Annotated in this window: 23 protein-coding genes; 10 read left to right on the top strand and 13 right to left on the bottom strand. The window is 73.7% G+C overall.

Features of this window, described 5'->3' with window-relative positions; translation table 11 throughout:
• Nucleotides 1–99: 99 nt before the first annotated feature.
• From ACFY7E_RS03225 to ACFY7E_RS03215, 3 genes are read right to left on the bottom strand one after another with little or no spacing between them, the layout of a single operon-like run.
• Nucleotides 100–546 carry a RidA family protein gene (locus tag ACFY7E_RS03225; protein ID WP_389480137.1) on the bottom strand — a complete coding sequence of 149 codons (447 nt, stop codon included), beginning with the start codon at nucleotides 544–546 and terminating at the stop codon, nucleotides 100–102.
• Nucleotides 543–1,304: an IclR family transcriptional regulator gene (locus ACFY7E_RS03220; protein ID WP_366371451.1), complete on the bottom strand. Its 762-nt coding sequence runs from the start codon at nucleotides 1,302–1,304 to the stop codon at nucleotides 543–545. The genes ACFY7E_RS03225 and ACFY7E_RS03220 overlap by 4 nt, the downstream gene beginning before the upstream one ends.
• Nucleotides 1,301–2,356, bottom strand: a complete 1,056-nt coding sequence (locus tag ACFY7E_RS03215; RefSeq protein ID WP_389481022.1) for a sugar kinase — start codon at nucleotides 2,354–2,356, stop codon at nucleotides 1,301–1,303. Before ACFY7E_RS03215 ends, ACFY7E_RS03220 begins: the two co-directional genes overlap by 4 nt.
• 210 nt (nucleotides 2,357–2,566) lie before the next feature.
• Between ACFY7E_RS03215 and ACFY7E_RS03210 the strand changes: the two genes are divergently transcribed.
• Both ACFY7E_RS03210 and ACFY7E_RS03205 read left to right on the top strand, forming a co-directional pair.
• Nucleotides 2,567–3,889, top strand: coding sequence for an alanine racemase (locus ACFY7E_RS03210; RefSeq protein ID WP_389480133.1), 1,323 nt, complete (start codon nucleotides 2,567–2,569; stop codon nucleotides 3,887–3,889).
• A gap of 22 nt (nucleotides 3,890–3,911) precedes the next feature.
• Nucleotides 3,912–5,513, top strand: a complete 1,602-nt coding sequence (locus ACFY7E_RS03205) for an amidohydrolase family protein (RefSeq protein ID WP_389480131.1) — start codon at nucleotides 3,912–3,914, stop codon at nucleotides 5,511–5,513.
• Here the strand turns inward: ACFY7E_RS03205 and mptB are convergent.
• The gene (gene mptB / locus ACFY7E_RS03200) at nucleotides 5,488–6,942 is read right to left on the bottom strand and encodes a polyprenol phosphomannose-dependent alpha 1,6 mannosyltransferase MptB (RefSeq protein ID WP_389480128.1); all 1,455 of its coding nucleotides are present in this window, start codon (nucleotides 6,940–6,942) and stop codon (nucleotides 5,488–5,490) included. The genes ACFY7E_RS03205 and mptB overlap by 26 nt on opposite strands.
• A 119-nt stretch (nucleotides 6,943–7,061) precedes the next feature.
• Between mptB and ACFY7E_RS03195 the strand changes: the two genes are divergently transcribed.
• Nucleotides 7,062–8,273, top strand: a complete 1,212-nt coding sequence (locus tag ACFY7E_RS03195) for a pyridoxal phosphate-dependent aminotransferase (protein WP_388662344.1) — start codon at nucleotides 7,062–7,064, stop codon at nucleotides 8,271–8,273.
• A gap of 76 nt (nucleotides 8,274–8,349) precedes the next feature.
• Nucleotides 8,350–8,751 (top strand): hypothetical protein, encoded by a 402-nt coding sequence (locus ACFY7E_RS03190; RefSeq protein WP_389480126.1) that lies wholly within the window; start codon nucleotides 8,350–8,352, stop codon nucleotides 8,749–8,751.
• 223 nt (nucleotides 8,752–8,974) lie between these two features.
• Here ACFY7E_RS03190 and ACFY7E_RS03185 read toward each other — a convergent pair whose 3' ends face one another.
• Nucleotides 8,975–10,798, bottom strand: a complete 1,824-nt coding sequence (locus ACFY7E_RS03185) for a phosphoenolpyruvate carboxykinase (GTP) (RefSeq protein WP_389480123.1) — start codon at nucleotides 10,796–10,798, stop codon at nucleotides 8,975–8,977.
• Nucleotides 10,799–10,993: 195 nt separating this feature from the next.
• Between ACFY7E_RS03185 and ACFY7E_RS03180 the strand changes: the two genes are divergently transcribed.
• Together ACFY7E_RS03180 and ACFY7E_RS03175 are read left to right on the top strand one after the other, a co-directional pair.
• Entirely contained in the window at nucleotides 10,994–11,680 is a 687-nt protein-coding gene (locus ACFY7E_RS03180) for a hemolysin III family protein (RefSeq protein ID WP_389480120.1), read from the top strand.
• Between the two features lie 17 nt (nucleotides 11,681–11,697).
• Nucleotides 11,698–12,303, top strand: a complete 606-nt coding sequence (locus ACFY7E_RS03175) for a TetR family transcriptional regulator (protein ID WP_389480117.1) — start codon at nucleotides 11,698–11,700, stop codon at nucleotides 12,301–12,303.
• Between the two features lie 6 nt (nucleotides 12,304–12,309).
• Here the strand turns inward: ACFY7E_RS03175 and ACFY7E_RS03170 are convergent, their stop codons facing one another.
• From ACFY7E_RS03170 to ACFY7E_RS03155, 4 genes are read right to left on the bottom strand one after another with little or no spacing between them, the layout of a single operon-like run.
• Nucleotides 12,310–12,555 (bottom strand): hypothetical protein, encoded by a 246-nt coding sequence (locus tag ACFY7E_RS03170; RefSeq protein ID WP_389480114.1) that lies wholly within the window; start codon nucleotides 12,553–12,555, stop codon nucleotides 12,310–12,312.
• Between the two features lie 14 nt (nucleotides 12,556–12,569).
• Nucleotides 12,570–13,526, bottom strand: coding sequence for a glycoside hydrolase family 26 protein (locus ACFY7E_RS03165; RefSeq protein ID WP_389480112.1), 957 nt, complete (start codon nucleotides 13,524–13,526; stop codon nucleotides 12,570–12,572).
• A gap of 50 nt (nucleotides 13,527–13,576) precedes the next feature.
• Complete coding sequence (locus tag ACFY7E_RS03160) at nucleotides 13,577–14,224, bottom strand: vitamin K epoxide reductase family protein (RefSeq protein WP_389480109.1); 648 nt, start codon at nucleotides 14,222–14,224, stop codon at nucleotides 13,577–13,579.
• Nucleotides 14,225–14,253: 29 nt separating this feature from the next.
• Complete coding sequence (locus ACFY7E_RS03155; RefSeq protein WP_383447857.1) at nucleotides 14,254–14,757, bottom strand: DUF5949 family protein; 504 nt, start codon at nucleotides 14,755–14,757, stop codon at nucleotides 14,254–14,256.
• Between the two features lie 177 nt (nucleotides 14,758–14,934).
• On the opposite strand from ACFY7E_RS03155, the gene ACFY7E_RS03150 reads away from it, so the two are divergent.
• Together ACFY7E_RS03150 and ACFY7E_RS03145 are read left to right on the top strand one after the other, a co-directional pair.
• Entirely contained in the window at nucleotides 14,935–15,336 is a 402-nt protein-coding gene (locus ACFY7E_RS03150; protein WP_389480106.1) for a tyrosinase family oxidase copper chaperone, read from the top strand.
• A complete protein-coding gene (locus tag ACFY7E_RS03145; RefSeq protein ID WP_389480103.1) occupies nucleotides 15,320–16,186 on the top strand; it encodes a tyrosinase family protein in 867 nt (288 codons plus the stop codon). Before ACFY7E_RS03150 ends, ACFY7E_RS03145 begins: the two co-directional genes overlap by 17 nt.
• A gap of 77 nt (nucleotides 16,187–16,263) precedes the next feature.
• Here ACFY7E_RS03145 and ACFY7E_RS03140 read toward each other — a convergent pair whose 3' ends face one another.
• The 4 genes from ACFY7E_RS03140 to ACFY7E_RS03125 all read right to left on the bottom strand — a co-directional run bounded on the left by ACFY7E_RS03140 (nucleotide 16,264) and on the right by ACFY7E_RS03125 (nucleotide 18,934).
• Nucleotides 16,264–16,548 carry a chaplin gene (locus ACFY7E_RS03140; protein WP_356541635.1) on the bottom strand — a complete coding sequence of 95 codons (285 nt, stop codon included), beginning with the start codon at nucleotides 16,546–16,548 and terminating at the stop codon, nucleotides 16,264–16,266.
• Between the two features lie 324 nt (nucleotides 16,549–16,872).
• Nucleotides 16,873–17,733 carry a hypothetical protein gene (locus tag ACFY7E_RS03135; RefSeq protein ID WP_389480101.1) on the bottom strand — a complete coding sequence of 287 codons (861 nt, stop codon included), beginning with the start codon at nucleotides 17,731–17,733 and terminating at the stop codon, nucleotides 16,873–16,875.
• 230 nt (nucleotides 17,734–17,963) lie between these two features.
• The gene (locus ACFY7E_RS03130) at nucleotides 17,964–18,245 is read right to left on the bottom strand and encodes a hypothetical protein (protein ID WP_389480098.1); all 282 of its coding nucleotides are present in this window, start codon (nucleotides 18,243–18,245) and stop codon (nucleotides 17,964–17,966) included.
• 449 nt (nucleotides 18,246–18,694) lie between these two features.
• On the bottom strand, nucleotides 18,695–18,934 hold the full coding sequence (locus ACFY7E_RS03125; RefSeq protein ID WP_389480095.1) for a chaplin: 240 nt from the start codon (nucleotides 18,932–18,934) through the stop codon (nucleotides 18,695–18,697).
• 452 nt (nucleotides 18,935–19,386) lie between these two features.
• On the opposite strand from ACFY7E_RS03125, the gene ACFY7E_RS03120 reads away from it, so the two are divergent.
• Entirely contained in the window at nucleotides 19,387–20,523 is a 1,137-nt protein-coding gene (locus tag ACFY7E_RS03120; protein WP_389480092.1) for a glycosyltransferase, read from the top strand.
• Entirely contained in the window at nucleotides 20,520–21,977 is a 1,458-nt protein-coding gene (locus ACFY7E_RS03115) for an exopolysaccharide biosynthesis polyprenyl glycosylphosphotransferase (RefSeq protein WP_389480090.1), read from the top strand. The genes ACFY7E_RS03120 and ACFY7E_RS03115 overlap by 4 nt, the downstream gene beginning before the upstream one ends.
• Nucleotide 21,978 lies beyond the last annotated feature (1 nt).

The raw sequence follows: 21,978 nt of genomic DNA, 5'->3' as shown, positions 1-21,978 counted from the left end.
CGGGGCGGAGGCCGTCAAGGCGGAGGTGACGTGTCCGCCTCGCCCGGAGACGTGACGCGCAGGCACCCGGGAACGGCTCTCGTTCCCGGGTGCCGGGACTCAGCCCAGGACCGCCAGCGCGTCGATCTCGATCAGGAGGCCGGGCGGGAGGCCGACGTAGACGGTGGTGCGGGCGGAGGCGGGGGCCTTGAGGCCCTGCTCCTCGAAGTACTGGTTGTAGATCTCGTTCATCTCGGCGAAGTGGTCCACGTCGGTCAGGTAGACGCGCGTCATCATGACGTCGTCCCAGGTCGCGCCGCCCTCCTCCAGGATCGCCTTGACGTTGGCGAAGGTCTGGAGGGTCTGCTCGCGCAGGGTCGGGCCCGCGACCGTGGGCGCCTGCCCCTCGACGGCGGGCAGGAAGCCGACCTGGCCGGCGACCTGGAGGATGTTGCCCTTCCGCACGCCGTGCGAGAACTTCGCGGGCGGGGCGGTGTGGGTCGCCGGCGTCAGGGCGGTCTTCTCGACGGGGTGCGAAGACGTCTGCGCGGTCGGCTGGTCGCTCATGCGGTGTCCTTGGTCGGGGCGGTGCCGGAGTACTCCCGGCTGATGGCGTCCGCGGTGCGGCGCACCTGCGGGAGGAGGGTGAGGAGTTCCTCGGCCGTGACGACCACGTTGGGCGCCGAGACCGACATGGCGGCGACGACCCGCCCGTCGGCGCCGCGGACGGGCGCGCCGACGCAGTTGATGGACTCCTCGTGGCCGCCGAGGTCGGTGGCCCACCCCTGCTCGCGCACGGTCGCCAGCTCCTTGAGGAAGGCGGCGGCGTTCGGCGTCGAACGGGGCGTGTACGGGGGGTAGTCGAGCTTCGCGGCGACCGCGCGCCGCTCCGCCTCCGGCAGGTCGGCCAGGAGCAGCTTGGCGACGGCGGCGACGGTGATCGCGACGGGCCTGCCGATCCGCGAGTACATGCGGACCGGGTAGCGGCTCTCGACCTTGTCGATGTAGAGCACCTCGCCCTCCTCGTACACCGCGAGGTGGACCGTGTGCCCGATCCGCTCGTTGAGCGCGGTGAGGTAGGGGTGGGCGATCTCCCGGACGTCGAGGTTCTCGACGGCCTCCTGCGCGAGCGCGAAGAGCCGGGCGCCCAGGCGGTAGCGCTGGTCCTGCTGGCGGTGGACGAGCCCGTGCTCGTGGAGCGTGCGCAGCAGCCGCAGGGCCGTGGACTTGTGGACGCCGAGGCTCTCGGCGACCTGTCCGAGGTCGGCGGGGCCCCGCGCGAGCAGCGGCAGGATGCTGAGCGCCCGGTCGACGGTCTGGCTCATGGCGTGCGTACCTCCTGGTCGTCCCCCGCGCGGCCGGTGCCCTCCGGGCCGTCGCCCGTCCGGCCGGGGCCCGTCCGCCCGGGGTCCCTCTCGTCGGCCTCCGTCCAGCCGGGGCCGAGGTGAAGTGTCCCCCAGGCCGCGTCGTCGAGCGCGGCCAGCCGGTCGGCCAGCTCGCGGCGGGGCGGGACGGCCAGGTCACCGGGGACCGTGAGGGCGGCGGCGGCCGTCAGGTGCCCGTGGCGGAGCCGGCTCCGGAGACCGAGGCCGCGGAGGGTCGCGGAGAGGAAACCGGCGGCGAAGGCGTCCCCGGCGCCGATCGGGGAGACGACGTCGACGCGGGGGGCCGGGACGAGGACGCCGCCGCCTCCCCGGGTCTCCCCGTCGACGGCGACGGCCCCCGTCCCGCCCCGCTTGACCACGACGGTCCCCGGTTCGGGCAGGGCCTCGAAGACCGCCCGCGCGTCCCCCAGCCCCCACAGCCGCTCCGCCTCGTCCGCTCCGACGAAGACGAGGTCGGCGCGGCGGGCCAGTTCGAGGAGTACGCCGGGGGCGTCGCCGTCGCGCCACAGGGCCGGCCGGTGGTTGACGTCGAAGGAGACCAGCGGCCGGCCGGGGCGCGGGGCGGTGAGCTCCCGCACCAGGGCCAGGCAGTCCCCGGAGAGGGCGGCGGTGATGCCGGTGAGGTGCAGGATCCGGGCGCCGGCGACGCTCTCGTACGGGACGGTGGCCGGCGACATGGCCGAGGCGGCGGACCCGGCCCGGTAGTAGACGACCTCGTGGGCGTCGGTGGCCCGGTCCTCGTCCGTACGGAAGTAGATCCCGGTCGGCCGGTGCGGGTCGCGGCCGACGGCCGTGACGTCGACGCCGTGGCCTCCGACGGTGTCGACCAGGTGGTCGCCGAAGCCGTCGGCGCCGACGCGGCCGACCCACTGGACGCGGTGTCCGGCGGCGGCCAGGGCGCAGGCGACGTTGGACTCGGCGCCGCCGATCGCCCGCGTGAAGGAGGGGACGTCCGCGAGGCGGCCCGGCCGGGAGGGGAGGAAGGTGACCATGGACTCGCCGAGACAGACGACGTCTGCGGGGTCCACGGGGTCCACGGGGTCCACGGCGCGGGCGACGTCCGGGATCGCGTGTCCGCTCACTCTCGTGCTCCCTGTGACTCCCACGGATCCATTGACCCGGCCTTGGCCCGGATGTTAGACAGCCGTGAGCAAGATGCGCAATGAGCGTTGCACTGAATGCAACACCGCGAGGAGGAGCCCATGGCAGGCCCGGCGAACGAGACGCCCGCGCAGGAGGACGCCCGGAAGGGGCGCGAGGTCCCCGACCTCTCCGCCGAGCGCGTCGACCACCGTTTCAAGGCCCTCCCCCCGGACGCCGAGGGCCTGACCGTCGGCGAGCTCTCCGCCCAGCGCCGCAACCTCTTCACCGGCGGCTACACCACCCCCGTCCTCGCCCTCTCCGCCGAGTCCGTCGAGCACAACCTGCGCCTCCTGGAGACGTACGCCGAGCGCCACGGCCTCGCCTTCGCCCCGCACGGCAAGACCTCCATGGCTCCCCGGCTCTTCGACCGGCAGCTGGCGCACGGCGCCTGGGGCATCACCGCCGCCGTGCCCCACCAGGCCCGCGTCTACCGCGCCCACGGCATCGCCCGGATCTTCCTCGCGAACGAGCTGGTCGACCCCGTCGCCCTGCGCTGGCTCGCCGCCGAGCTCGACGCCGACCCGGACCTCCGCTTCGTCTGCTACGTCGACTCCGTGCGCGGCGTCGAGCTGATGGACGAGGCCCTGCGCGCCGCCGGGGCCGGCCGCCCGGTGGACGTCGTCGTCGAGCTGGGCGCGGGCGAGGGGGCCCGCACCGGCGCCCGTACGGAGGCCGAGTGCGCCGCCGTCGCGGACGCGGTCGCCGCCACCGCCACCCTGCGGCTGGTCGGCGTCGCCGGGTACGAGGGCGAGGTGCCGCAGGCGGACCCCGGGCGGGTCCGCGCCTGGCTGCTGCGGCTCACCGGCCTCGCCGCCGCCTTCGACGCGGAGGGCCGCTTCGACCCCGGCATCGGCGAGATCGTGGTGAGCGCGGGCGGCAGCGCCTGGTTCGACACGGTCGCCGAGGTCTTCGCGGAGCTGCCCGCCCTCTCCCTCCCGGTCCTGAAGCTGCTGCGCTCCGGCGCGTACGTCTCGCACGACGACGGCCGCTACCGGGAGGTCACCCCCTTCAACCGGGTCCCGGACGAGGGCGCGCTCCGGCCCGCGTTCCGGCTGTGGTCGCAGGTCGTCTCCCGGCCCACCGGCGAGCAGGCCTTCACCAACGCCGGCAAGCGGGACGCCGCCCACGACCTGGACCTCCCGGAGGCCCAGGTGGTCCGCGACGCCCGCACGGGCGAGGTCCGGGCCGCCGAGGGCATCCGCGTGACGGGCCTCTCCGACCAGCACGCCTGGCTGCGCACGGAGCCGGGGGCGGACCTGGAGGTCGGGGACTGGGTGGGGATGGGCCTCTCCCACCCGTGCACGTCGTTCGACAAGTGGCAGCTCATCCCGCTCGTCGAGGCCGACGGCACGGTGGTCGACCACATCCGCACGTTCTTCTAGCAGACGGGAAGCCGGGACAGTGATGGAACTCGTCATCCGCGACGCCGAGGTCGTCGACGGCGGCGGCGGCCCCTCCTACCGGGCCGACGTCGGCGTCGAGGACGGCCGGATCACCACGATCGTCCGGGAGGCCGCCGCCGCCGGCTGCCGGCGGCCCACCGGCCGCCGGATCCTGGACGCCGAGGGCCTCGTCCTCTCCCCCGGCTTCGTCGACATGCACGCCCACAGCGACCTGGCGCTGCTCCGCGACCCGGACCACTCCGCGAAGGCCGCGCAGGGCGTGACCCTGGAGGTCCTGGGCCAGGACGGCCTGTCGTACGCCCCGGTCGACGACCGCACGCTCGCGGAGGTGCGGCGGGCGATCACCGGCTGGAACGGCGACGGCTCCGACCTGGACCTGGACTGGCGCACGGTCGGCGAGTACCTGGACCGGCTCGACGGCGCGCACGGCGGCCGGGGCACCGCCGTCAACGCCGCCTACCTCGTCCCCCAGGGGACGGTCCGGGCGCAGGTGGTCGGCTGGGAGAACCGCCCGGCGACGGAGGCCGAGCTGGACCGGATGCGGCGGCTGGTCGCCGAGGGCCTGGAGCAGGGCGCGGTCGGCATGTCCTCCGGCCTGACCTACACCCCCGGGATGTACGCGTCGGACGCCGAACTGACCGGGCTGTGCCGGGTCGTCGCGGAGTACGGCGGTTACTACTGCCCGCATCACCGCTCGTACGGGGCCGGGGCGCTCGACGCGTACGCGGAGATGATCGACCTCGCCCGCGAGGCCGGGTGCGCCCTGCACCTGGCCCACGCCGGCATGAACTTCGGCGTGAACGCGGGCAGGGCCCCCGAGCTGCTCGCCCTCCTGGACGGGGCCCTGGACGCCGGCGCGGACATCAGCCTCGACACGTACCCGTACACCCCCGGCTGTACGACCCTGGCGGCCCTGCTGCCGAGCTGGGCGGGCGAGGGCGGCCCGGAGGCGGTGCTCGCGCGGCTGGAGGACGACGCGACGGCCGAGCGGATCAGGCACCACCTGGAGGAGACCGGCTCGGACGGCTGCCACGGCGTCCCCGTCGACTGGGACACGATCGAGGTCTCCGGAGTGAACGGGCCCGCGCTCGCGGAATTCGTCGGCCGCCGCGTCGACGGCTGGGCCACGGCCCGCCGGCTCCTCCTGGAGGACCGGCTCGGCACCACGATCCTCCAGCACGTGGGCCACGAGGAGAACGTCCGGACGATCATGCGCCACCGGGTGCACACCGGCGGCTCGGACGGCATCCTCCAGGGCCTCAAGCCGCACCCGCGCGCGTACGGCACGTTCCCCGAGTACCTGGGACGGTACGTGCGCGAGCTCGGCGTCCTCTCCCTGGAGGAGTGCGTCGCCCACCTGACCTCCCGGCCCGCCGCCCGCCTCCGCCTCCCCGACCGGGGCCTGGTCCGCGAGGGGTACGTGGCCGACCTGGTCCTCTTCGACCCGGCGACGGTCGCGGCGGGCGCGACGTACGAGCACCCGAGGACCCTGCCGACGGGCATCCCGCACGTCCTGATCGGGGGGCGGTTCGTGATCGAGGACGGCCGGCGGACGGACGTGCTGGCGGGGCGCGCGATCAGGAGGACGCCGGTCGCCCGGTAGCCGCGCCCACGGGGCCGGCGCCCTCCTCGGCGCCGGCCCGCCACGGGTCCCGCCGCGCCCACAGCAGCCCGAGCACGGCCACGGCGCCCGCCAGCACGAACCCGTACCACGGCGTCCGTCCCGACGGCGCCGTCTCGTACACGAGCGCCGCCGAGAGGACCGCGAGGACCTGCCCGGCCCGGCCGTACCAGGCCACCGACGCGACGACGGCCGTCCCCCACAGCAGGTACCAGGGCTGGACCATCGGCGAGAGCGCGACGAGGGCCACCAGGGAGAGGCCGAGGCCGAGGACCGGGTCGAGGAGGCCCCGCCACGAGCGCCACGCGAGGACCGCGATCAGGACGAGCGCGGCGGCGAGGCCCAGCTTCTGCACGAGGTCCTTGACCGGGTCGGGGTCGTCCGCGAGGAGCAGCCCGAGCCCGAGCCCGAGGTCGCTGGTGACGGACAGGGCGGTGTGGATGGTCCCGGCGACGCTCTGGGTCCGCAGCCATCCGAACCCGGTCCCGGCGAGGACCGTCGCCCCCGCCGCCACGGCCCCCGCGACGGCCCCGGGCAGCACGAGGCCCTTCACCGCGCCGCGTACGCCGCCCCCGGCCCGGCGGGCGACCATGACGCCGATGAAGAGCAGGGCGACCGCCGCCGGGGACTTCACCGTCAGGGCGAGGCCGACGAGGACGCAGCCGGGCACCCACCGGCCCCGCGTCGCGAGCAGGACGCCGGCGAGGACGAGCCCGATCATCAGGCCGTCGTTGTGCGTGCCGCCGACGACGTGGATCAGGAAGAGGGGGTTGAGGACGGCCAGCCAGAGCGCGCCCGCCCGGCCGCCGGGCCCGCCGCCGAGCCCCCGTACCGCCCGGGCGGTGAGCGCGAGCGCGCCGAGGGCGATCAGGCGCATGCCGAGGACGGCGGGCACGACCGCCCCGCCGGTGAGCTTCACGACGGCCGCCGCGAGGAGCAGGAAGGCGGGTCCGTACGGGGCGGGGGTGTCGGTCCAGTGCCCGCCGACGCTCGCCGCCGCCTCGGCGCCGAGGTCGCCGGGGCCGAGGACGGAGGGCCCGGCCCCGTACACGTCGTGCCCTTCGAGGACCATCGCGCCCTGGGCGATGTAGCTGTACACGTCGGCGCTGTGCAGCGGCGGGGCGAGGAGCAGCGGCACGGTCCAGCAGACGAGGGTCGCGAGGATCCCGTCCCGCGCGGCCCCGGCGCCCCGGACGAGCAGCACCCCGTACCGCCCCCACGCGGCGACGAGCAGGGTCAGGCCGAGGTACGCGAGGAGGGCCCCGGCGGCCGCGGGTGCCGGTCCGTGCCGCTCCCACAGCCCCCAGCCGCCGCGCGCCGGCAGCGTCCCGGCGAACCATCCGCCCACGGCGACGGCGAGCGACCCGCCCGCACCCAGCCACCGGCATCCGGAGGCACTGAAGACCCACATGACGTGCCAACCTATCCGGCCCCGTCGCAGTGGACCGCCCCCGGCCCCGGCCCGCCCCACCCCCCCGACGTGGCCCAAAACACGGAGCGTCCCGGCCGCCCCCGCCGTAAGCTCTCGTCATGCAGGTGATCCAGTCCACGAAGCTCGCGAACGTCTGTTACGAAATCCGGGGTCCGGTGCTCGAAGAGGCGATGCGGCTCGAAGCCGCGGGTCATCGCATCCTCAAGCTCAACACGGGCAACCCGGCCGCCTTCGGCTTCGAGTGCCCGCCCGCCATCCTGGAAGACGTGCTGCGCAACCTGTCCGACGCGCACGGCTACGGCGACGCGAAGGGGCTGCTCTCGGCCCGCCGGGCGGTAATGAGCCACTACGAGACCAAGGGCATCCCGCTCTCCGTCGAGGACATCTACCTCGGCAACGGCGTCTCCGAGCTGATCCAGATGGCGATGCAGGCGCTCCTCGACGACGGCGACGAGGTCCTCGTCCCGGCCCCGGACTACCCGCTGTGGACGGCCTCGGTGTCGCTCGCGGGCGGCACGGCCGTGCACTACCGCTGCGACGAGCAGGCCGACTGGATGCCGGACCTCGCGGACATCGAGCGGAAGATCACCGACCGCACCAAGGCGATCGTGATCATCAACCCGAACAACCCGACGGGCGCCGTCTACGACGACGAGATGCTCCGCTCCCTGACGGAGATCGCCCGGCGGCACGGCCTGGTCGTCTGCTCGGACGAGATCTACGACAAGATCCTCTACGACGGCACCACGCACACCCCGACCGCCGCCATCGCCCCCGACCTGCTCTGCCTCACCTTCAACGGGATGAGCAAGAACTACCGGGTGGCCGGCTTCCGCTCCGGCTGGCTCGCGGTCTGCGGCCCGAAGCACCACGCGTCCTCGTACATCGAGGGCCTCACGATCCTCGCCAACATGCGCCTGTGCGCGAACATGCCGGCGCAGCACGCGGTGGCCGCCGCCCTCCAGGGCCGGCAGTCGATCGAGGACCTGGTGCTGCCGGGCGGGCGGCTCCTGGAGCAGCGGGACACGGCGTACGAGCTGCTCACGCGGATCCCGGGCGTGACGTGCGTGAAGCCGAAGGGGGCGCTGTACCTCTTCCCGCGGCTCGACCCGAACGTCTACAAGATCAAGGACGACCGGCAGATGGTCCTGGACCTGCTGCGGGCCGAGAAGATCATGGTGGTGCACGGGACCGGCTTCAACTGGCACGAGCCGGACCACTTCCGGATCGTGACGCTGCCGGCGGCGGCGGACCTGGCGGACGCGGTGACGCGGATCGGACGGTTCCTGGACGGCTACAGCCAGCCGTAGCCCCCCAGCCGGACACGACTCAACTTTAGACTGAATCTAAGCTAGGATGGCTCCCGAGCACTCAGGAGGCCGTCCCATGTACGAACCGATCCGCACCAAGTCGGTCCACCGGATGGCCGACGACGCCCACCACACGTATCCGCACCGCTCCCGCGAGGAGGAGCTGGACATCCAGCTCGCCGGACACCTCGCGGCCCTGCTCGCCGTCACCGACGAGCTGGGCGACACGGAGGCCGGCGAGCTCATCGCCCGGCAGGTGGCGCGACTGCGCGGCGCGCCGCCCGCACGGCACGCGGCCCTCAGCGGCGCGTCCGCGCGGGAGCTGCACGGGAAGGCGCACGCCCTCGCGGGCCGCGCCCTGGTCGTCGCCGCCTCCCGGGCCGACACGGCCGCCGCGATCCTCGCCGCCGAGCGGATGGACGCGCACACCGCGGCGCTGGCCGGGGAATCCACCCTGGCCGCGACCGCCGCCCCCTGACGGCCCCGGTCCGCGCGGCACGAACCGCGCGGACCGGGTGCCAACCACCACCGGCGCCGGAGGGACCCCCCTCCGGCGCCGCGTTCGCGTGTCCGCCCGCGCATGCGCCGGCCCCCGGAGCCTGAGGGGGCTCCGGGGGCCGGGCGGATCGTGGTGGGCCGTCGTGACCCCACTGGTCAGGGCGGAATTTCGGGGCAACCCACCACGAGTTCGGGGTGCGGGATCAGCCCAGGCGCTCGACCAGCGCGCGGTGCTCGTCCCACAGCTCCTTCGGCGTGTGGTCGCCGAAGGTGTTCAGGTGGTCGGGGACGAGGGCGGCCTCCTCGCGCCACACGTCGCGGTCGACCTCGAGGAGGAACTCCAGGTCCTCGGCCGGCAGGTCCAGGCCGTCGGTGTCGAGGGACTCCACGGTCGGCAGGATGCCGATGGGGGTCTCGACGCCCTCCGCCCTGCCGTCGAGGCGCTCGACGATCCACTTGAGGACGCGGCTGTTCTCGCCGAAGCCGGGCCAGACGAACTTGCCGGCGTCGTTCTTGCGGAACCAGTTCACGTAGTAGATCTTCGGCAGCTTCGCCGCGTCGGCGTTGGCGCCGACCTTGACCCAGTGGGCCATGTAGTCGCCCATGTTGTAGCCGCAGAAGGGCAGCATGGCGAAGGGGTCGCGGCGCAGTTCGCCGACCTTGCCCTCGGCGGCGGCGGTCTTCTCGGAGGCGACGTTGGCCCCGAGGAAGACGCCGTGGTTCCAGTCGAAGGACTCGGTGACCAGCGGGACGGCGGAGGCGCGGCGGCCGCCGAAGAGGATGGCCGAGATCGGCACGCCCTTCGGGTCCTCCCACTCCGGCGCGATGGTCGGGCACTGTCCGGCGGGGACGGTGAAGCGGGCGTTGGGGTGGGCGGCGGGCGTCCCGGACGCGGGCGTCCAGTCGTTGCCCTTCCAGTCCGTGAGGTGGGCCGGGGCCTCCTCGGTCATGCCCTCCCACCACACGTCGCCGTCGTCGGTGAGGGCGACGTTGGTGAAGACGGAGTTGCCCCAGAGGGTCTTCATGGCGTTGGCGTTGGTGTGCTCGCCGGTGCCGGGCGCGACGCCGAAGAAGCCGGCCTCGGGGTTGATGGCGTGGAGCCGCCCGTCCTCGCCGAAGCGCATCCAGGCGATGTCGTCGCCGATGGTCTCGACGGTCCAGCCGGGGATCGTGGGCTCCAGCATGGCCAGGTTGGTCTTGCCGCAGGCCGACGGGAAGGCGGCGGCGACGTACTTCGACTCGCCCTGCGGCGGGGTGAGCTTGAGGATCAGCATGTGCTCGGCGAGCCAGCCCTCGTCACGGGCCATGACGGAGGCGATGCGGAGCGCGTAGCACTTCTTGCCGAGCAGGGCGTTGCCGCCGTAGCCCGAGCCGTACGACCAGATCTCGCGGGTCTCGGGGAAGTGCGAGATGTACTTGGTGGAGTTGCAGGGCCACGGCACGTCCTGCTCGCCCTCCGCGAGGGGGGCGCCGAGGGTGTGGACGGCCTTGACGAAGAAGCCGTCGGTGCCGAGCTCGTCGAGGACGGCCTGTCCCATGCGGGTCATGGTGCGCATGGAGACGGCGACGTACGCGGAGTCGGTGATCTCGACGCCGATGGCGGAGAGCGGGGAGCCGACGGGGCCCATGCAGAAGGGCACGACGTACATGGTGCGGCCGCGCATCGACCCGCGGAAGATGCCGTCCCGGCCGGCGAAGACGTCCTTCATCTCCGCGGGGGCCTTCCAGTGGTTGGTCGGGCCCGCGTCCTCCTCCTTCTCGGAGCAGATGAAGGTGCGGTCCTCGACGCGCGCGACGTCGGAGGGGTCGGAGGCGGCGTAGTAGGAGTTCGGGCGCTTGACCGGGTCGAGCTTCTTGAACGTCCCCTTGGCGACGAGCTCCTCGCACAGGCGCTCGTACTCGGCCTCGGAGCCGTCGCACCAGACGATGGTGTCCGGCTGGGTGATCTCGGCGATCTCGTTCACCCAGGAGACGAGCTCCTGGTGCTGGGTGGGGACGGTGGTGGGAGCCGCGTTGTCGCGCGCCACGATTGCTCCTTTTGAGGGGTTTTTTAGATGTCTGCCCCGTGGGGGCCGCGACCCGGATGCTTCGTAGCTTGCTCATCCGGTGCCGACCGCACTCATTTGATCATCCGATGGAACTGCCCATATGTCCAGAGGGCCGCACATGTGAGCATCGCCACTCACACCCGGGACCTACGGGCCCGTAGGTACGATTCCCGTATGACTGCAGCTCCTCCGGAAGTGACCCCGGTCGACCCCTCCCCGGCGCTCCCGCTGAAGCCCCTGTTGCGAGGCTGGCTGCACGCGGGCATGTTCCCCGCCGTGATCGTCGCGGGCCTCGTCCTGGTCGCCCTCTCCGACTCGCCCCGCGCCCGGATCGCCTGCGGGATCTACGTCCTGACCGCGTGTCTGCTCTTCGGCGTCAGCGCGCTCTACCACCGCGGCACCTGGGGCCCGCGCGGCGAGGCCGTGCTCCGGCGCCTCGACCACGCCAACATCTTCCTGATCATCGCGGGCACCTACACTCCGCTCACCCTGCTCCTGCTCCCCGACTCCACGGCGAAACCGCTCCTGTGGGCGGTCTGGGCGGCGGCCCTCGCCGGCATCGCCTTCCGCGTCTTCTGGGTCGGCGCGCCCCGCTGGCTCTACACCCCCTGCTACATCGCGATGGGCTGGGCCGCCGTCTTCTTCCTGCCCGACTTCCTGCGCACGGGCGGCATCGCCGTCCTCGTCCTGGTCGTCGTCGGCGGCCTGCTCTACAGCGCGGGCGGGATCATCTACGGCATCAAGCGCCCGAACCCCTCCCCGCGCTGGTTCGGCTTTCACGAGGTCTTCCACACGCTGACCCTGGCGGCCTTCATCGTCCACTACGTCGGCATCTCGCTGGTGGCGTACCAGCACGCCTGACCCGGGAGAATGGCGGCATGGCCGCCGACGTCCCCGCCCGCCCCAGCCTCCGCGAACGCAAGAAGGCGAAGACCCGCGCGGCGATCCGGAGGGCCGCCTACCGGATCGCCGCCGAGCACGGCTGGGAGGCCGCCACCACCGAGCGGATCGCGGCGGCGGCCGAGGTCTCCCCCTCGACCGTCGTCCGCTACTTCCCGGTCCGCGAGGACATCCTCCTCACCGACGAGGACGACGCCCTCCTCGAAGCCCGGCTGCGCGCCCGCCCCGCCGGCGAGGACCCCCTGGAGTCCCTGCGCGCGGTCCTCCTCGAAGCGGTCCGCACCGCCCTCGCCGAGGAGCCGGAGGAGACCCGGCTGCGCGCCCGGCTCATGGTGGAGATCCCCGCCGTGCGCGCCCGCCTCACCGAGACCACCGCCGAGACCGGCCGCCGCCTCACCCGTGTCCTCGCCGACCGCACCGGCCGCGCCCCCGACGCCCTGGAGGTCCGCGTCTTCACCGCCGCCGTCCTCGGCGCCTTCCGCGAGGCCACGGTCCACTGGGCCGAACACGGCCGCACCGACGACCTCGTGGCCCTCCTCGACCACACGCTCGACACCCTCAGGGCCGGCCCGGCACTGCCCTGACCCCGGTCACGCCGGCGGGCCGCTCCCCGCCACCTCACGGGCGACACGACTCCACCCGTCCCGCCCGCCGGGCAGCGGCCGGGCCCAGGTGGGCCGCTCCTCCGTACGCAGCCGTTCGAGACGACGGGCCGGCACGGGCCCCGCGACCCCGGCACCGCCGGGAACGGCGTCGCCGTGCCGGGCGCGGAGCCGCGCGAAACGCGCCGGCTCGGCCTCGTACTCCGCCGCCGCCCGCTCCGTCCCCGCCGCCACCTCGTCACCGTCCGTCAGGACCCGTCCCGTCCCCCCAGGGCGTCCCTGACCACCCGCGCCGACTCCGGATTGTCCGCGCACTCCCACACCCCGTGCGGGCAGTAGTCCGTCACCGTCTGGTAGACCGGCCGGTGGACGGCGAACCAGTCGAGCATCCCGCGCACGTACGCCGGGTTGTCGCCGTTGCGGAAGAGGCCCCACTCCGGGTACGAGACGGGCTTGCCGTGCTCGGCCGCGAACCGGACGTGGTGGGCGAGGCCGTACTCCTCGTTCACCTGGCCCTCGAAGGAGAGCCCCTCGGGCTGGTCGTAGGCGTCCATGCCGATGACGTCCACGACGTCGTCCCCGGGGTAGCACAGCGGCCACGGCACGGCGTCGCGCCCCCGGCTCGGCGTGAAGTCGAAGCGGAACCGCTGCCCCGGCACCGCCCGCAGCACCTCCACCGTCCGCCGCCAGTACGCCTTCCAGGCCTCCGGGTCCGGGCCGCAGCGGTGGCTGTACGTGGTGCCGTTCATCTCCCAGCCCGGGACCAGGACCGCGTCCCCGAGCCGGTGCTCCACCAGCCGCTCCCCCAGGGTCCGGAAGTGCCCGTCGAACGCGCCCTCCGCGCCCCGCCGCAGCCCGTCGCGCACCTCGTCGTCGGACAGGCCCGCCTCGCTGCGGTCGAGCAGCGGCACGTTGAGCACGAAGAGCCGCCCGGGCCGCTCCTCCTTCCAGCGCGCCCACGGCCCGAAGAGCGCCGGGTGCCCCTCGATGTTGGACCAGCGGTCCCCCGGCAGATACGTGTGCCCGACGGTCAGCTCCCCGCCGAGCCAGGCCTGCACCCGGGCGATCCGGCGCACCCCGGCCTCGTCGGAGCCGGTGAAGAACCCCGAGGCCACCCCCGGCGGCGGCCGCTCGCCGACGTGCCGCCCGTCGGGCGCGAGCCGGTCGTACGGCAGGAGGAGGACGAGAACGGCCGCGAGCAGCACGGTCGGTGCGGCTCGCGGCCGGAAGGGCGTCGAGGGGGGGACGGCTCACGTCAGCTCGTCCAGAAGTCCCACCACCGGGTCAGGATCAGCATCCCGATGATCCCGATGTGCAGCAGGGGCGGGGCGAAGGCGAACTCGCCGAAGAAGGTCCGCATCCCCGCCGGGGCGGGCAGCGCCCCGGTCCGCACGTTGTGCGCGGTGACGGACCAGAACATCAGGATCGTCGCGACCCAGGCCAGGCAGCACCACAGGCAGAGCGCGTTGATCTCGTACAGCGACTGGTGCATCAGCCAGGTGCAGAAGCCGACCCCGAAGAGCGTCCCGGCGTTCAGCCCGAGCCAGAACCAGCTCCGGTAGCGGGCCCCGGCGAGCAGGCCGGCGCCGATCGCGATCACCATGCCGTACGCGACGAGCCCGAGCATCGGGTTGGGGAACCCGAACACCTCGGCCTGCTCGCTCTCCATGACGCTGCCGCAGGAGACGACCGGGTTCAGGCTGCACCCGGGGGTGAAGCCGGGGTCCTCCAGGAGCCTGAACTTGTCGAGCGTGATCACCCAGCCGGCCAGGACGCCCGCCGCGCCGGTGACCACCAGGAGCCAGGCCAGGACCCGGCCCGCCCCGGCGGGGCCGCCGGGCTCCCGGGAGGTCTCCTCCCGCCGCTGTCCCGGCACCCCGCCCCGTACGTCCACCGTCGTCATGCCGCGACCCCTCTCCCGGTTCTTCCCGCTCAGCCCTGGATGCGGCGGGCCGGCATCAGGACGTGGGCGCTCTCCGCGAGCATCTCCTCGTCCGAGACGAAGGCCCGCAGCCGCGCCTCGTCGACGGGCCGGCCGGGGACCGCCTCGGGCCAGGGCCGCACCGAGCAGATCAGATAGACCTTGCCGCTCTCGCGGGCCGCCGCCTGCCACTCGTCCGGCACCGGGCACTGCACCTTCAGGAAGGGCAGGCTGAGGACGGCCGAACCGCCCTCGACGAGCAGCGAGGCGTTGATCCCGGCGTCCTTCTCCAGGTCGAAGAGCCGGTCGCCGACCGAGAGGCCCATGGTCTCCAGGGCGGTCCGCATCGCCTGCTGACCGGCCTCCGGTCCGTCCCGGCCGTCGCCGAGCGAGTACGCCATGAGGAACGGCGTGCCGGCCGACTCGGCGGAGGGCTCGCTGGACCACGGGATCACCGTGAGGGTTCCCAGCGGAGAGGCGCTGCGCGCCGAGGAAACGACGTTGGAAGTGGTCATGAATCGGATGCTAGTGCTCCAACCCTCCTTCTCCCGCCCGCCGTTCACCCGAACGGCCGACATTCACACCGTCGGCTTCTCCGCCGCAACGAACCCGGGGTTTCGTCGTTGTGCCCTGAGGGCTCCCCCCAGGCTGCGGCGGGAGGGGACCCCCAGCCGACCATCTGGAGACCACCGATGACCGTCCCGCGCCGGGTCGCCCTGCGGTCCCTCTTCGCCCTGGCCGTCACCGCCTTCACGGGCGGCGCCCTCGGCCGTGTCGCGCTCCGCGGCCCCGCCGGAGGAGCGGACGACCCCCACGCCTTCGACGAGATGTACGGGGGCCGCCGGATCCTGGGCCTCTCCGGCCCCGGCGGTGAACCGGTGGCCTTCGTCGACGGCCGGCCGCTGCACCTGATGCGCTGCGCCGACGGCGGTTACGTCACCCCGATCGACCACTACGAGTCCTGCCCGACGCCGCTGGCCGCGGTCCGCGCGGCCGTGGACGAGCTGGGCGCCGTTCCGCTCTCCCCCCTCGCGGGCGCCCACGGCGCGTCCACGGATCCGACGGGAGGGAGTCCGCGTGGTGTACACGCGTAAGAACCAGCGCGACCTGACCGGCGCCGAGCGCCGCCGGTTCGTCGCCGCCGTCCTGGAGCTCAAGCGCACCGGGGCGTACGACCGCTTCGTCCGTACCCACATCGACTACTACGTGGCCGACGGGGAGGGCAGACTGCGGGTCGCGCACATGACGCCGAGCTTCCTGCCGTGGCACCGGAAGTTCCTGCTGGAGTTCGAGACGGCGCTGCGCCGGATCGATCCCGCGGTGACCGTCCCGTACTGGGACTGGACCCGGGACGACAGCCCGGCCTCGTCGATCTGGGGCGAGGACTTCATGGGCGGCAACGGGCGCCGGTCGGACCTCCAGGTGATGACCGGCCCCTTCGCGCACTCCTCCGGCCGCTGGAACATCACCCAGTCGATGACCGAAGGGCGTTTCCTGACCAGGGACTTCGGGCGCCCCCGCGATCCGATCACGCTCCCCACCCCGGCCCAGCTGGAGGAGGTGATGCGGGAGCGGGCGTACGACGTGACGCCCTGGAACTCGACGAGTCCGTCCGGCTTCCGCAACCGCCTGGAGGGCTGGGCGTCGGGGCAGGGCAACGACCGGTTCCGGATCCACAACCGGGTGCACCGCTGGGTCGGCGGCCTGATGCTCGGCGGCGGCTCGGTGAACGACCCGGTCTTCTGGCTGCACCACGCCTTCGTGGACCTGGTCTGGTCGCGCTGGCAGCAGCGGAACCCCGGGGCCGCCTACCTTCCGGCGGAGCCGCCGCCGCTGGGCGACGGGCAGTACCGCAAGGTGGTCGCCCGGCACCAGGCGATGGCGCCGTGGGGGGTGACCCCGGCCTCGATGTTCGACCACAGCCGGATCTACCGGTACGCCTGAGCCGTCGCGCACGGGCCCGTACGCGCGTGTCCCCCCGGTCCGGTCGGATCGGGGGGACACGCGGGGAGACGGGTGGATCAGCCGCCGTAGCCGCCGTCCTCGTCACGGTCGTCCTCGCCGTCACTGACGTTGGCGCAGGTGTTGCCGAACGCAGGGTTCAGCAGGCCGATGACGTTGATGGTGTTGCCGCAGAGGTTGACCGGGACGTGGACCGGGACCTGCAGGACGTTGCCGGAGACGACACCGGGCGAGCCGACGGCCGCGGCCTCGGCGCCGGCGTCGGCGACGGCCAGGCCGGCTCCGCTGAGGGCCACGGCACCCGTGCCGGCGAGAACAGCGGCAGCCTTCGCGATGCGAGACATCAAGAACTCCTTGGACGTGGAAAGCGACCGCAGGAATCGCGGCCGTCATGCCCGTTCAACGCCGTGTGGCGTCACGGGACACGGCCATTGGGCCGAACGGGAGGAGGGAAAGAGGAAAAAATGGCCCGGGGACCGGAATTCCGTCCGCCGCCGGATACGACGGAACGGCTCCGGTCCACGGGCCGCGGCCATGCGACGAGCCTTCTCTTGCAACGATCGACGGCCCCCGGAGTGGCGGGTGATCGAAAAGAACCGTCCCTTCACCGACGGGGCCCCCGCCGGTGAACGACGAGGGCCTCGGTCGACGCGGAGTCCGTACGGAGGTCAGTGGCGGCGGGCGATCCGTCCGCCCCGGAGGTAGACCACGGCACCGCCGACGACGAGCGCGGCACTGATCGCGGCCGCCCCCATGAGCGCGGGCTCGCTACCGGTCTCGGGGAGCTGCGGCGGGACGGTGGGGGGCTTCGTGGGCGGCGTCACGGGCGGTGTGGTCGCGGGCGGAGTGGTCGTCGGCGGAGTCGTGGGCGGCGTGGTGGGAGGCGTCGTCGGCGGCTTCGTCGGCGGGGTGGTCGGCGGCGTCGCGGGCGGCGTGGTGGGGCCGCAGCTCGGCTTCGGCCGGCCGGGCTCGGGGTGCTCGCAGTCCCCCGGCTTCGGCGGGTACGTCGGCGGGGTGGTGGGCGGCGTGGTCGTGGGGGGTGTGGTGGGCGGCGTCGTCGGCGGCGTGGTGGGGGGTGTCGTCGGCGGGGTGGTCGGAGGTGTGGTGGGGGGTGTCGTCGGCGGGGTGGTCGGAGGTGTGGTGGGGGGCGTCGTCGGCGGCTTCGTCGGCGGGTGCGAGGGCTCCTCGCCGTAACCGCCGTCGTCGTCGCCGTAACCGCCCTCGTCGTCCCCGCCGTAACCGCCGTCGTCCTCGCCGTAGCCGTCGGCCTGGCCGTGGCCGGCACCGGCCCGGCCTTCCGCGTCCCCGCAGAGGTGTCCGACGGCCGCCGCGGCGGCGCCGCCCTTCTCCGCGAGTCCGGCGCAGAAGTCGGCCGTCAGGGGGGTCCGGGAGTGGCCGGCCGTGCTCGGGCCCGGTCCGTCGCCCGTGCCGGCGTGGGAGCTCGCGGCAAGGGCGAATCCGCCGCTCAGCGACAGGATTCCGGTCGCTGCCGCCGCGGTGAGTACTTTCCTGCTGATGATGGACCGCATACCGCTCTTCCTCTGAGAAAAGGAGAGGCCGGCGAGGCTCCCCCTCGCTCCGACCGGCCTGGTACCCACCGACGTGCGCGTGGGACTGGCGAGAGAGTAGGAGTCGGAGCGGGGCGCGGAGCATGGGCCACACGGCAGATGATCTGAAAATCATTCGATCAGCCGACCGTGGGGAACGGGGCGCGCTGGCCTCCGGGAATGCCCCTGGGGACAGCCGTGCTGAAGGGGCGTCAGCCGCCCAGCGGAAGGCCGCCGACGACCGGGAGACCGCCGAGCAGCGGGGCGCCCTTGGTGACGTCGTTCAGCTGGCCCGCCGCGTCCGTGACGGACTTCACCGGAGAGCCCTCGGTGGTGCTGCTCAGCACGTCCGTCTTCAGGCCGTTGGCGGCGATCGCCTCCAGGCCGCCGTTCAGGCTGGTGGGGGTGAGCGCCTCCGTGGCCATGGCGGGCGCGGCGGCACCCAGGGCCATCAGCGAACCGGCGACGACCGCGGCGACCTTGGTGGGCTTCATGGGGTGAATCCTTCCTCTGGCTTTCACAACACTTCTCGCACAGGGTTCTTGGCGAATCCCGCACGCCGTTCTTCCTCTGTAACGAGAAGTCCGCTTCCCGGAAACTCCGGGAGGAGGGATTTCTCGACACTGCACCCGATCGATGAGACCGGTTCCGCGCGCCGACCGCACGGGCGTTCCCCCTCCGTGCGGGTCGGCGGTCCGCCACCCCGGGAGGCCTGCGGTCATAGCCCTCCGCGACCGGGGAACTACTGAGCGCCACGCATCCGTTCGGGTGAATCCGCCCTCCCACCCTGCCCCGGAGAGGGGCGTGCGCCGTTGCACCGGGCGGCGCGCGGAAGTGCGCCGGAGCGAGTGCCGACCCCATGACGACGAGAGAAAGGCCGGTGCGCCCGTCCCTGGTGGGAGCGGGCGCACCGGCCTCGAGAGGACCGATCGGACGTGCCGGATCAGTCGTTGGCGCAGACGTTGCCGAAGGCCGGGTTCAGGAGACCGATGACGTCGACGGTGTTGCCGCAGACGTTGACCGGGATGTGGATCGGGATCTGGGCGACGTTGCCCGAGAGGACACCGGGGGAGTGCACGGCCGCGGCCTCGGCGCCGGCGTCGGCGACGGCGGCACCTGCGGTACCGGCGACGGCGGCGGCGGCGCTCGCGGTCAGGACAACGGCCTTGGCGATACGGGACATGGAGAAGTGCTCCTCGATCGAATTCATACGGCTCGGACTGCGCGGACTGATCGGTCCGACTCCCTCAACAACGTCCCCGATTTCCATCGGTTGCTCTTCCGAACGGGTGACGCCCGACCGTTCTCCGTTCCTCGGGAGGGGCATTGGAGCGTCCGGACGGAAAATGGCGCGACACGCACAACGAGGAACGGGCCACGGAGATACGGGAGTTAGCGATACCGGTCATCTGATGCTTACTATCGGCCCGCTTCGGGGTTATAACTTTCCCGAACGTTGCTTCCTGGCCGGCCGCGCGTTCACTCATTTCGTGCGGACCACATCCTCCCCCTTCCCGGCCTTCGCGGGTCTTCCCTTCCTTCTCTCATCAAAGCGGAGAACCTGTATGCGGAATTCAGCGGTTCCTGCCGTGCCCCGCGGCACGTCGGCCGCCCGGGCGGACGTGCGGCGCTGACGTGCTGTCACCACACGACACGGACCCGGGGTCCGTCACCGTCCTGCACGCGGTCCAGCCCGGCGACGGCGGGGTCGCCCGCGTCGTCGTCGACCTCGTCCGCGCCCAGCGCGCCGCCGGCCTGCGGGTCGCGGTCGCCTGCCCGCCCGGCACCGACCTGTCCGCCGCCGCCCGTGCCGAGGGGGCGGAGGTCCACGACTGGCGGGCCGGCCGCGACCCCGGCCCCGCCCTCGTCCGCGAGACGGCGTCCCTGGCACGCCTCGTCCGCGCGGTCGAACCCGACCTCGTCCACGCGCACAGCGCCAAGGCGGGGCTGTGCGCCCGGCTCGTCCTGCGGGGGCGGATCCCCACGGTGTACCAGCCGCACGCCTGGTCCTTCGATGCGGTGCGGGGTACGACCGCCGCGCTCGCCCGGAGCTGGGAGCGGTTCGGCGCCCGCTGGACGGACCGGATCCTCTGCGTGAGCGAGGCCGAGCGGCGCACCGGCGAGGCGGCCGGGGTCGAGGCGGACTGGTCGGTCGTCCACAACGGCGTGGACACGGCCCGGTTCGCGAACGACGGCCCGCCCCGCAACCCGGCCCCCACGGTCGTCTGCGTGGGCCGGCTCTGCCGCCAGAAGGGGCAGGACGTCCTGCTCACCGCCTGGCCCGCCGTCCTCGCGGAGGTGCCCGCGGCCCGGCTCGTCCTGGTCGGCGACGGCCCGGACGCGGAGGGGCTGCGGGCCGCCGCCGGCCCCTCGGTCCGGTTCGCCGGGGCCGTCGGGGACACCGCCCCCTGGTACCGGGCCGCCGACGTGGTCGTCCTGCCGTCCCGCTGGGAGGGCATGGCGCTCGCGCCCCTGGAGGCCATGGCCAGTGGCCGGCCCGTCGTCGTCAGCGACGTGGACGGAGCACGGGAGAGCCTGCCGCCCGCCCACGAACCCCTGTGCCTGGTCCCGCCCGAGGACCCGGCCGCGCTCGCCGCCGCTCTCGGCCGCCTCCTCGGCAGGCCGGAGCTGCGGCACCGCCTGGGCCGGGAGGCCCACGAGCACGTCCTCAGCCATTTCGATGTCCGGCGCACCGGCGCGGCCGTCGCGGACGTCTACCGCGAGCTGGCCGGAGTGCGGGGGGCCGAGCACAGAGAGCCGATCGCACAGTGACCACGGAAAGCACCGGCATCCCCTCCTCCCCGGGCCCCTGGCCCACGGCGGGCCGGGGCCAGGCCCTCGGCCTCGCCTCCCTCGCGCCGCCCCGCGGCGCCCCCGGCCGGCTCGCGCCGCCGCGCCGGCGCCGCTCCCGGCCCCGGTCCGGCGCGGCACCGTTCGTGGCGGTCGACGCCCTGGCGGTCGTCGCGGCCGCCTCGGTGCTGAGCGCGGCCCACCACGACCTCCGGCTCGTCCTGCCGGTCCTGGCGCTCGTCCTGGTCCTCGACGGCCACGCCGGGCTCCACCGCCCGGCCGCGCACGTCCGGGCCCTGGACGAGCTGCCCGCGCTCGCCTCCCGCGCCGGGTTCGCCTGGTGCCTGGCGGCGGCGGGGGTCGCCGCGTACTCCCCGCACCTGGCGATCGGACCGCTGCGGCTGTGCGCCGCGTACGCCGTCCACGTCGTCCTCGCCTGCGCGGTCCGCGCCCTCGTCGTCGGCCGGCGGCGCCGGGTCGCGCGGGCCCACCCCCGGTCGGCGCTCGTCGTCGGCGGGACGGGGGCCGCGCGCCGCTTCGCCGCGGCGGCCGCCCAGCACCCCGAGTACGGGGTGCGGCCGGTCGGCGTCGTCGGCCTGCCCGAGCGGGGCGGCGCCGCCCGGACGCCCGGGGAGGCCGGACTCCCGGTGCTCACCACGACCGAGGAGATCCACCGGGCCGTCATCCAGAACACCGTGCGCGACGCCGTGTTCCTGGACGACGACCCGGACCTGCTGACGCTCTTCCAGCAGTACGGCTGCACCACCTGGCGGGTCGGCGGCCGACACCGGAACGGCCCGATGGGCGAGCACATGTGGGGGTACGCCTGGCACCGGATCGTCCCGCTGGACGAGCGGCGCGGCCTGACCGCCAAGCGGGCCCTCGACATCGCCCTCGCCGCCCCCGCGCTCGTGCTCGCGCTGCCCGTGCTGCTGCTCTGCGCGCTGGCCGTGCGCCTCTCCGACGGCCCCGGCGTCCTGTTCCGGCAGGAGCGGGTCGGCCGGCACGGGCACCCCTTCACGCTGCTCAAGTTCCGCACGCTCCGCCCCTCGAACGAGAACGAGTCGGCGACCCGCTGGAACGTGGCGGGCGACCGGCGGATGAGCGCGGCCGGGAGCTTCCTGCGCAAGACCTCGCTCGACGAGCTGCCGCAGCTGTGGAACGTGCTGCGCGGGGACATGAGCCTGGTCGGGCCCCGTCCGGAACGCCCGTACTTCGTCGCCCAGTTCAGCAAGACCCACGCCGGGTACGCGGCCCGCCACCGGATGCCGGTGGGGCTCACCGGGCTCGCGCAGGTGCACGGCCTGCGCGGCGACACCTCGATCGAGGACCGCTGCCGCTTCGACAACCACTACATCGACCACTGGTCGCTCTGGCAGGACGTCTGCATCCTGCTGCGGACGGCCGCCGAGCTCGTCCGGCCCACGGGGAGCTGAG

This window comes from Streptomyces sp. NPDC012825 (assembly GCF_042900925.1).
Taxonomy (GTDB): domain Bacteria; phylum Actinomycetota; class Actinomycetes; order Streptomycetales; family Streptomycetaceae; genus Streptomyces.
This window is presented reverse-complemented; position numbering and strand designations above follow the sequence as displayed.

What these genes read in the sequence shown, in the direction of transcription:
- ACFY7E_RS03225 (WP_389480137.1), bottom strand. Translation starts at nt 546, where the DNA reads ATGAGCGACCAGCCGACCGCGCAGACGTCTTCGCACCCCGTCGAGAAG.
- ACFY7E_RS03220 (WP_366371451.1), bottom strand. Translation starts at nt 1,304, where the DNA reads ATGAGCCAGACCGTCGACCGGGCGCTCAGCATCCTGCCGCTGCTCGCG.
- ACFY7E_RS03215 (WP_389481022.1), bottom strand. Translation starts at nt 2,356, where the DNA reads ATGGTCACCTTCCTCCCCTCCCGGCCGGGCCGCCTCGCGGACGTCCCC.
- ACFY7E_RS03210 (WP_389480133.1), top strand. Translation starts at nt 2,567, where the DNA reads ATGGCAGGCCCGGCGAACGAGACGCCCGCGCAGGAGGACGCCCGGAAG.
- ACFY7E_RS03205 (WP_389480131.1), top strand. Translation starts at nt 3,912, where the DNA reads ATGGAACTCGTCATCCGCGACGCCGAGGTCGTCGACGGCGGCGGCGGC.
- mptB (WP_389480128.1), bottom strand. Translation starts at nt 6,942, where the DNA reads ATGTGGGTCTTCAGTGCCTCCGGATGCCGGTGGCTGGGTGCGGGCGGG.
- ACFY7E_RS03195 (WP_388662344.1), top strand. Translation starts at nt 7,062, where the DNA reads ATGCAGGTGATCCAGTCCACGAAGCTCGCGAACGTCTGTTACGAAATC.
- ACFY7E_RS03190 (WP_389480126.1), top strand. Translation starts at nt 8,350, where the DNA reads ATGTACGAACCGATCCGCACCAAGTCGGTCCACCGGATGGCCGACGAC.
- ACFY7E_RS03180 (WP_389480120.1), top strand. Translation starts at nt 10,994, where the DNA reads ATGACTGCAGCTCCTCCGGAAGTGACCCCGGTCGACCCCTCCCCGGCG.
- ACFY7E_RS03175 (WP_389480117.1), top strand. Translation starts at nt 11,698, where the DNA reads ATGGCCGCCGACGTCCCCGCCCGCCCCAGCCTCCGCGAACGCAAGAAG.
- ACFY7E_RS03160 (WP_389480109.1), bottom strand. Translation starts at nt 14,224, where the DNA reads ATGACGACGGTGGACGTACGGGGCGGGGTGCCGGGACAGCGGCGGGAG.
- ACFY7E_RS03155 (WP_383447857.1), bottom strand. Translation starts at nt 14,757, where the DNA reads ATGACCACTTCCAACGTCGTTTCCTCGGCGCGCAGCGCCTCTCCGCTG.
- ACFY7E_RS03150 (WP_389480106.1), top strand. Translation starts at nt 14,935, where the DNA reads ATGACCGTCCCGCGCCGGGTCGCCCTGCGGTCCCTCTTCGCCCTGGCC.
- ACFY7E_RS03140 (WP_356541635.1), bottom strand. Translation starts at nt 16,548, where the DNA reads ATGTCTCGCATCGCGAAGGCTGCCGCTGTTCTCGCCGGCACGGGTGCC.
- ACFY7E_RS03135 (WP_389480101.1), bottom strand. Translation starts at nt 17,733, where the DNA reads ATGCGGTCCATCATCAGCAGGAAAGTACTCACCGCGGCGGCAGCGACC.
- ACFY7E_RS03130 (WP_389480098.1), bottom strand. Translation starts at nt 18,245, where the DNA reads ATGAAGCCCACCAAGGTCGCCGCGGTCGTCGCCGGTTCGCTGATGGCC.
- ACFY7E_RS03125 (WP_389480095.1), bottom strand. Translation starts at nt 18,934, where the DNA reads ATGTCCCGTATCGCCAAGGCCGTTGTCCTGACCGCGAGCGCCGCCGCC.